The 6,055-nt window shown below is 71.9% G+C and carries 5 protein-coding genes and 1 pseudogene; 4 read left to right on the plus strand and 2 right to left on the minus strand.

Translation table 11 applies throughout. The features are described 5' to 3' along the window. Positions 1-621, plus strand: a pseudogene (locus VFM98_RS15700) (hypothetical protein); the annotation flags it as partial. A 164-nt stretch (positions 622-785) separates the two neighbouring features. Here the strand turns inward: VFM98_RS15700 and VFM98_RS15705 are convergent. Together VFM98_RS15705 and VFM98_RS15710 are read right to left on the minus strand one after the other, a co-directional pair. Next, the gene (locus VFM98_RS15705) at positions 786-2,543 is read right to left on the minus strand and encodes a RecQ family ATP-dependent DNA helicase (protein ID WP_325110841.1); all 1,758 of its coding nucleotides are present in this window, start codon (positions 2,541-2,543) and stop codon (positions 786-788) included. A gap of 4 nt (positions 2,544-2,547) precedes the next feature. Next, the gene (locus VFM98_RS15710; protein WP_325110842.1) at positions 2,548-2,922 is read right to left on the minus strand and encodes a hypothetical protein; all 375 of its coding nucleotides are present in this window, start codon (positions 2,920-2,922) and stop codon (positions 2,548-2,550) included. A gap of 132 nt (positions 2,923-3,054) precedes the next feature. Between VFM98_RS15710 and VFM98_RS15715 the strand changes: the two genes are divergently transcribed. From VFM98_RS15715 to VFM98_RS15725, 3 genes are all read left to right on the plus strand, one after another. Next, positions 3,055-4,575 carry a class I adenylate-forming enzyme family protein gene (locus VFM98_RS15715; protein WP_325110843.1) on the plus strand — a complete coding sequence of 507 codons (1,521 nt, stop codon included), beginning with the start codon at positions 3,055-3,057 and terminating at the stop codon, positions 4,573-4,575. A 164-nt stretch (positions 4,576-4,739) separates the two neighbouring features. After that, complete coding sequence (locus VFM98_RS15720) at positions 4,740-5,213, plus strand: MarR family transcriptional regulator (protein WP_325110844.1); 474 nt, start codon at positions 4,740-4,742, stop codon at positions 5,211-5,213. Further along, a partial coding sequence (locus VFM98_RS15725) for a TolC family protein (protein WP_325110845.1) occupies positions 5,210-6,055 on the plus strand: 846 nt, incomplete at its 3' end. The genes VFM98_RS15720 and VFM98_RS15725, both read left to right, overlap by 4 nt.

Here is a 6,055-nt window from a genome sequence, read left to right on the forward strand (position 1 = left end):
CTGGCGCAGCGCGTGAACGAGGGCGCCGCCACGGCGCGCGGCCAGGCGGCGCTGTCGGCCCACCTGGAAGTGGCGCGCGGCTATGGCGTGAAGTTCGCGAGCTACGAGCAGGACGGCCGCATGCGCATCTGCTACGACGGCGACGCCTTCCGGCGCGTGCTGGCGCTGCCCGCCACGCCGCCGCAGCAGGCCCGCGCGGTGCTGGCCCTGACGCAGCCGGCGTGCGCGGATCCGGCGCTCGGGCCCGTGCAGCGGCACGCATGGAACCGCTGGCGCGCCGAGGTGCTGGAGCGGGTGGAAGTGAAGGGACTGCCGGCCTATGGGAGGAACCGCGTTGCGCTACGCCGCGCGTCGGTGTGGAGCACGCTGGCCTACGAGCACGCGCGGCGGGCGGATGATGTCGGTGCTGCCGCTGCGGCGGAGCGCGCCATGACGGAACTGGCGTCGGTGCAGAAGGGCGAGCTCGCCGACGGCGACCTGGCGTCGGCCTGGACACCCTCGCCACGCAGCGCCAGTCCGGCGAGCCGGACGCGCTCGGGCCGTTCCAGCGTTGGCAGGATGCCGAGTGGAAGAGGCGGTCGGTTGCGGTGCGGTAGAGCGGCGCGGAGGCGCATTGCGTAGGCTGGTGCTGAGAGCGCGCGCAGCGCGCCGAAGCCCAGCGATGCGCGAGCGCAGCGAAGCGCTGGGCTTCCGGCGCGCGTTGCGCGCGGTCAGCACCAGCCTACGAATACCGCTGAGCGCGCTAGCCAACGCAATCACGGGCCCACACGCCCACGAGCGCCCGTCTACGCGCTCGCCGCTGCCGCCGCCGGCGGCGGCTTCGCCCCCTTCTGCGCCCGCGCCTTGCGCACGTACTCGGGCAGGAAGGTGCGCTTGCTGCGGTCTGCGAACACCACCGTCACCTGCGTGTCGCTGGCTTCCTGCACCACGCCGCGGCCATAGCGCCGCACTTCCACCAGGTCGCCGCGGGCGAACACCGGGGCGGCGTTCGCTTCGGCGCCCGCTTCCTCGGGCTCGGGCGCGCTGCGCAGCAACTCCTCCACCACCGCCTCGTGCGCCGCGATGCGGCGGCAGTTGTCGCAGTGGCCGCAGCGCTCGAAGGGAGCGCCGTCCTCCAGGTGCTCCAGCAGCACGCGCCAGCGGCACTGGCCGGTCTGGGCGTAGAAGACCATGCGCTCCAGCGCCTCGCGGTCCAGGTCGCGCTTCCTGCCGTAGCCCTCGGTCAGCTCGCGCAGGCGCGCGCCGCTGGCGGGCCGGGCCTGCAGCTTCAGCGTGCCGTCGCGCGACTGGCTGACGATCCGGTCCTTGCGCAGCAGCCCGAGCGCGACCTGCAGCTTGGCCTTCGGCCGACCGAGCTTCGCCTGCAGCAGCGGCAGCGTCCAGGCCTCGCCGTCCTCGCGTGGCTGCTGCAGCGCCTGCACGATGGCGGCGGCATCCTCCTCGCCGGGATAGCGGCCGGCCAGGAAGAACTGCTGGATCGCCTTGTCGCCGCGCAGGAACAGCAGGGTGCAGCGGGCCAGCTCGCCGTCGCGGCCGGCACGCCCCGCCTCCTGGTAGTACGCCTCCAGCGTGGCGGGCAGCTGGTAGTGCAGCACGAAGCGGATGTCCGGCTTGTCGATGCCCAGGCCGAAGGCATTGGTGGCCACGATCACCCGGGTCGCCCCTTCCATGAACGCGTCCTGCGTCGCCGCCCGCTCGGCGGCAGCCATCTTGCCGTGGTACAGCCCCACCGACTCGCCGGCGGCCAGCAGCGCCTCGTGCACCGCCTGTGCCGACTTGATGGTGGCGGTGTAGACGATGCCGCTGCCCTGCGTGCCGCGCACGATCTTCAGCGCCTGCGCCAGCTTGTCGTCTTCCTTCGCCACCGGGAGCACGCGCAGGTCCAGGTTGGAGCGGTAGGCGCTGGTGTTGACCACGCCCTCCGGCGGGATGCCCAGCTGCTGGCAGATGTCCTTGGCGATGTCCTCGGTCGCGGTGGCGGTGAGCGCCAGCACGACCGGCTTGCCCAGGCGCGGAAGCACATGGGCGATCTCCAGGAAGGCCGGACGGAAGTCGTGTCCCCAGTGCGAGATGCAGTGCGCCTCGTCGATCGCGACCAGGCTCACCGGATGCGCGCGCAGCAGCTCGAGGAAGGCCGGCTCCGCCAGCCGCTCGGGCGTGGTCATCACGATGCGCGCGGACCCGTCGGCCACGGCCCTTTCGGCCGCTTCGGCTTCCTCGCTGTCGATCGCGCTGTTCACCTGCACGCACGCGATGCCCAGCTCGCGCAGCGATTCGCACTGGTCCTTCATCAAGGCGATCAGTGGCGAGACCACCACGGTGCGACCGGGCAGCAGCAATGCCGGCAACTGGTAGCAGAGGGACTTGCCTGCCCCGGTCGGCATCACGGCCAGCGTGGGCGCGCCGGCGAGCACGCGCTCGATCACGGCGGCCTGGCCGGGCCGCAGGCGCGCGAGGCCGAAGGTCTCGCGCAGCAACTGGCGGGCGCGCCGCATCGCGGCGGCCGCCGGGGCGGGGCGGGCCGTCGGCGCGCGCGTGCCCATGGGCTCAGGCTTCTTCTTCGCCGAAGTCTTCGCCGGACGCGCCGATGCGCGAGTCGTCCAGCTCCGCGAGGCGCTTGGCCTCGCGCGGGTCCATGTCGGTCATTTCCGTGCTGTCCGGGTCGGCCTCGGGAAAGCCTTCGCCGTCGGCGAGGTCCACCACCCGGTCCGGCAGGATGTCGGCGCCTTCGCGCAGTTCGCGGCCGGCCACGGTGGCGCGGTCACCGGTCTTGCCGGTGTCGATGCTGTCCTCGCGCGCTTCGCCGGTGCCGATGGTGTCGCTGCCGCTGTCCGAGTTGTCGCTGGGGCCCAGCAGTTCGGCTTCACGCCCGCTGGGCTCGGTGGGCGCGCGGTCCGCGCCCAGGATGCTGCTGTATGCCATGCGTGCTCCTCTTGGTTCAGGCCCAGTCTGGGGCCGCGCGGCCGAGCGCGGCGTCGGCACCGGCGGGCGAGCCGTGTCGGACACAGCCTCCGCAGGCGCCTGCCTTACAGTCGCGGCACAAGGAGATCCGAAGTGACGAATGCAGTTGCGCCGGCGGGGCTGCCCCCCTTCCGCGCCATCCCCGACCTGATCCACGAGAACGCCCTGGCCCGCCCGTCGCACCTGGCCCTGCGGTGCGGCGCAGGCCGCCTCACCTGGCAGCAGCTCGATGCGGCCGTGAACCGCATCGCCGCCACGCTGCAGGCGCGCGGCGTGCAGCCGCGCCAGGCGATCGCGATCTGCGGTGCGAATTCGATTCCCTACGTGCTGCTGTTCCTGGGCGGCCTGCGGGCCGGCCTGGCGGTGGCGCCGCTGCCCACCGGCGCCACGGCGCAGCAGCTGGCCGGCATGGTGGAAGACAGCGGCGCGCGCTTTCTCTTCGCCGATGCGGCCGTGCCGGCGTTCGAGGCCGGCGTGCCGCGCATCCGCATGGACGACGCGGCGCAGCTCGAGGCCTGGCTGCAAGCCGGCGCGCGCCCGCAGCCGGTCGCCATCGAGCCCGACTGGGCTTTCAACATCATCTATTCCTCCGGCACCACCGGCACGCCCAAGGGCATCGTGCAGCCGCACCGCATGCGCTGGGCCCACGTCGCGCGGGGCGAGAACTACGGCTACGGGGCCGACGCCGTGACCATGGTGGCGACCTCGCTGTGCTCCAACACCACGCTGGTCTCCGCCTTGCCCTGCCTGGCCAAGGGCGGCACGCTGGTGCTGACCGAAGGCCGCTTCGACCCGCGGGCCTACCTCGAACTGGCGCAGGACGCGCGCGCCACCCACGCCATGCTGGTGCCGGTGCAGTACCAGCGGCTGATGGCCTGTCCGGAGTTCGACCGCTACGACCTGTCGTCGTTCCGCATGAAGTTCTGCACCAGCGCGCCCTTCTCGGCCACCCTGAAGGCGCAGGTGCTGGCCCGCTGGCCGGGCGGGCTGGTGGAGTACTACGGCATGACCGAAGGCGGCGGCACCTGCATCCTGGAAGCGCACAAGTTTCCCGACAAGCTGCACACCGTGGGCCAGCCTGCCGAGGGCCACGACATCCGCCTGCTCGACGAGCAGGGCCATGAGGTCGCCCCCGGCGAGGCGGGCGAGGTGGTCGGCCGCTCGGCTTCCATGATGACCGGCTACCAGAACCAGCCGGCCAAGACGCGCGAGGCCGAGTGGTTCGACGCTGCCGGCAACCGCTTCATCCGCACCGGCGACGTGGGCCGCTTCGACGCCGACGGCTTCCTGGTGCTGATGGACCGGCGCAAGGACATGATCATCAGCGGCGGCTTCAACGTGTACCCGAGCGACCTCGAGGCCGTGCTGCGCGGCCATCCGGCGGTGCACGAGGTGGCGGTGATCGGCGTACCTTCCGAGGCCTGGGGCGAGAGCCCGGTCGCCTTCGTGGTGCCGAACGAAGGCGCACCCGCGCCGGAGGAACTGCGCTCCTGGGCCAACGAGCGGGTCGGCAAGATCCAGCGCCTGGCCGACCTGCGTTACCTGCCCGAGCTGCCGCGCAGCGACATCGGCAAGGTGCTCAAGCGCCAGCTGCGCGACGGCTATACCGGTTGAGCGTTGAGCGTTGAGCGTTGAGCGTTGAACGGTTGGGGGTGGGTCCCCACGTTCAACGCCCAACGCCGAACGCTCAACCTTCGTACCTGCCTTGACAGTATTTGCCTAGGCAAGTATATTTCGCGGTCTCCATGGCCCGGACCGCCCGTTCCCCCAACGCTCCCATGTTCTACACGCCGGAGGACTATCGTCCCGACGAGAGCGCGGCTTACCTGATGCGCCGCATCCTCACCCTGATGGCCGGCGAGGTCGACGAGGCGCTCGAGCCGCAAGGCCTCACCCACGCCCAGTGGGTGCCCCTGATGAAGCTGCACATGGGCCTGGCCTCCACGGTGGCCGAGCTCGCGCGCGAATGCCAGCTCGATGGCGGCGCCATGACGCGCACGCTCGACCGGCTGGAAGCCAAGGGCCTGGTCGAGCGGGTGCGCTCCTGCGAGGACCGGCGGGTCGTGAACCTGCAGCTCACCCCCGAAGGGCGCGAGGCCGCCAAGCAGATCCCTCAGGTGCTGTGCAAGGTGCAGAACGCGTTCCTCGAAGGTCTCAGCGTGGAGGAATGGCTGCAGCTGAAGTCGCTGCTGCAGCGCATCCTGGACAACGGAACGAGGCTGCAAGGCAGCGGCCGCGAAGGAAACGAATGAGCAAGAACTGGAACGCGCTGGCCGGCGTGGCGGCGGCGCTGCTGCTGGCCGGCTGCGCCAGCACCAAGGGCATCGCCCCGGAAGCGCAGCTGCGCGAGCCGGCCGTCCCGCAGGCCTCCACCCAGCCCGTGGCCCCCGTCTCTTCCACCTGGTGGCGCGAGTTCGGCGATCCACAACTCGACGCCCTGGAGGAGCAGGCGCTGCGCGACAGCCCGACGCTCGGCGTCGCCCGGGCCCGGCTGCGCCGCGCGCAATCCGCCAGCGACGTCGCCGGCACGGCCAACCAGCCGCAGTTCCAGGGCCAGTTCGATTTCACCCGCGAGCGCTTCAGCGAGAACGGCATCGTGCCGCCGCCGCTGGGCGGTTCGATCCAGGACAGCGTCACCGCGCAGGTGAACATGAACTGGGAGCTCGATTTCTTCGGCCGCAACGAGGCGGCGCTGCGGGCCGCGCTCGGCACCGAGCGGGCCGCGCAGGCCGACGTGGCCGCCGCGCGCGTGGTGCTGGCGAGCAACGTGGCCCGCACCTACTTCCAGCTGGTGCGCCTGAACGAGCAGATCACGGTGGCCGAGCGCACCCTGGCCCAACGCGAGGAGCAGCTGAAGCTGGTGCGCCAGCGCGTGGGCGCCGGCCTCGACACCACGCTCGAACTGCGGCAAAGCGAGGGCGCGCTGCCGGAGGCGCGCCAGCAGCTCGAAGCGCTGCGCGAGCAGGCGCAGGTGACACGCAACGCGCTGGCGGCGCTGGTGGGCGCGGGCGAGCTGCCGCCGCTGGCCAAGCTGCCGACCATGGCGGCCCTGCACCCGATCACCAGCGTGCCGGCCCTGCCGGCCGACCTGCTG

It is taken from the genome of Ramlibacter sp. (assembly GCF_035706265.1).
In the GTDB taxonomy this organism is placed as follows: Bacteria; Pseudomonadota; Gammaproteobacteria; order Burkholderiales; family Burkholderiaceae_C; genus Ramlibacter.

Coding starts and splice junctions, on each gene's coding strand:
- VFM98_RS15710 (WP_325110842.1), bottom strand. CDS start 2,922: ATGGCATACAGCAGCATCCTGGGCGCGGACCGCGCGCCCACCGAGCCC.
- VFM98_RS15720 (WP_325110844.1), top strand. CDS start 4,740: ATGTTCTACACGCCGGAGGACTATCGTCCCGACGAGAGCGCGGCTTAC.
- VFM98_RS15705 (WP_325110841.1), bottom strand. CDS start 2,543: ATGGGCACGCGCGCGCCGACGGCCCGCCCCGCCCCGGCGGCCGCCGCG.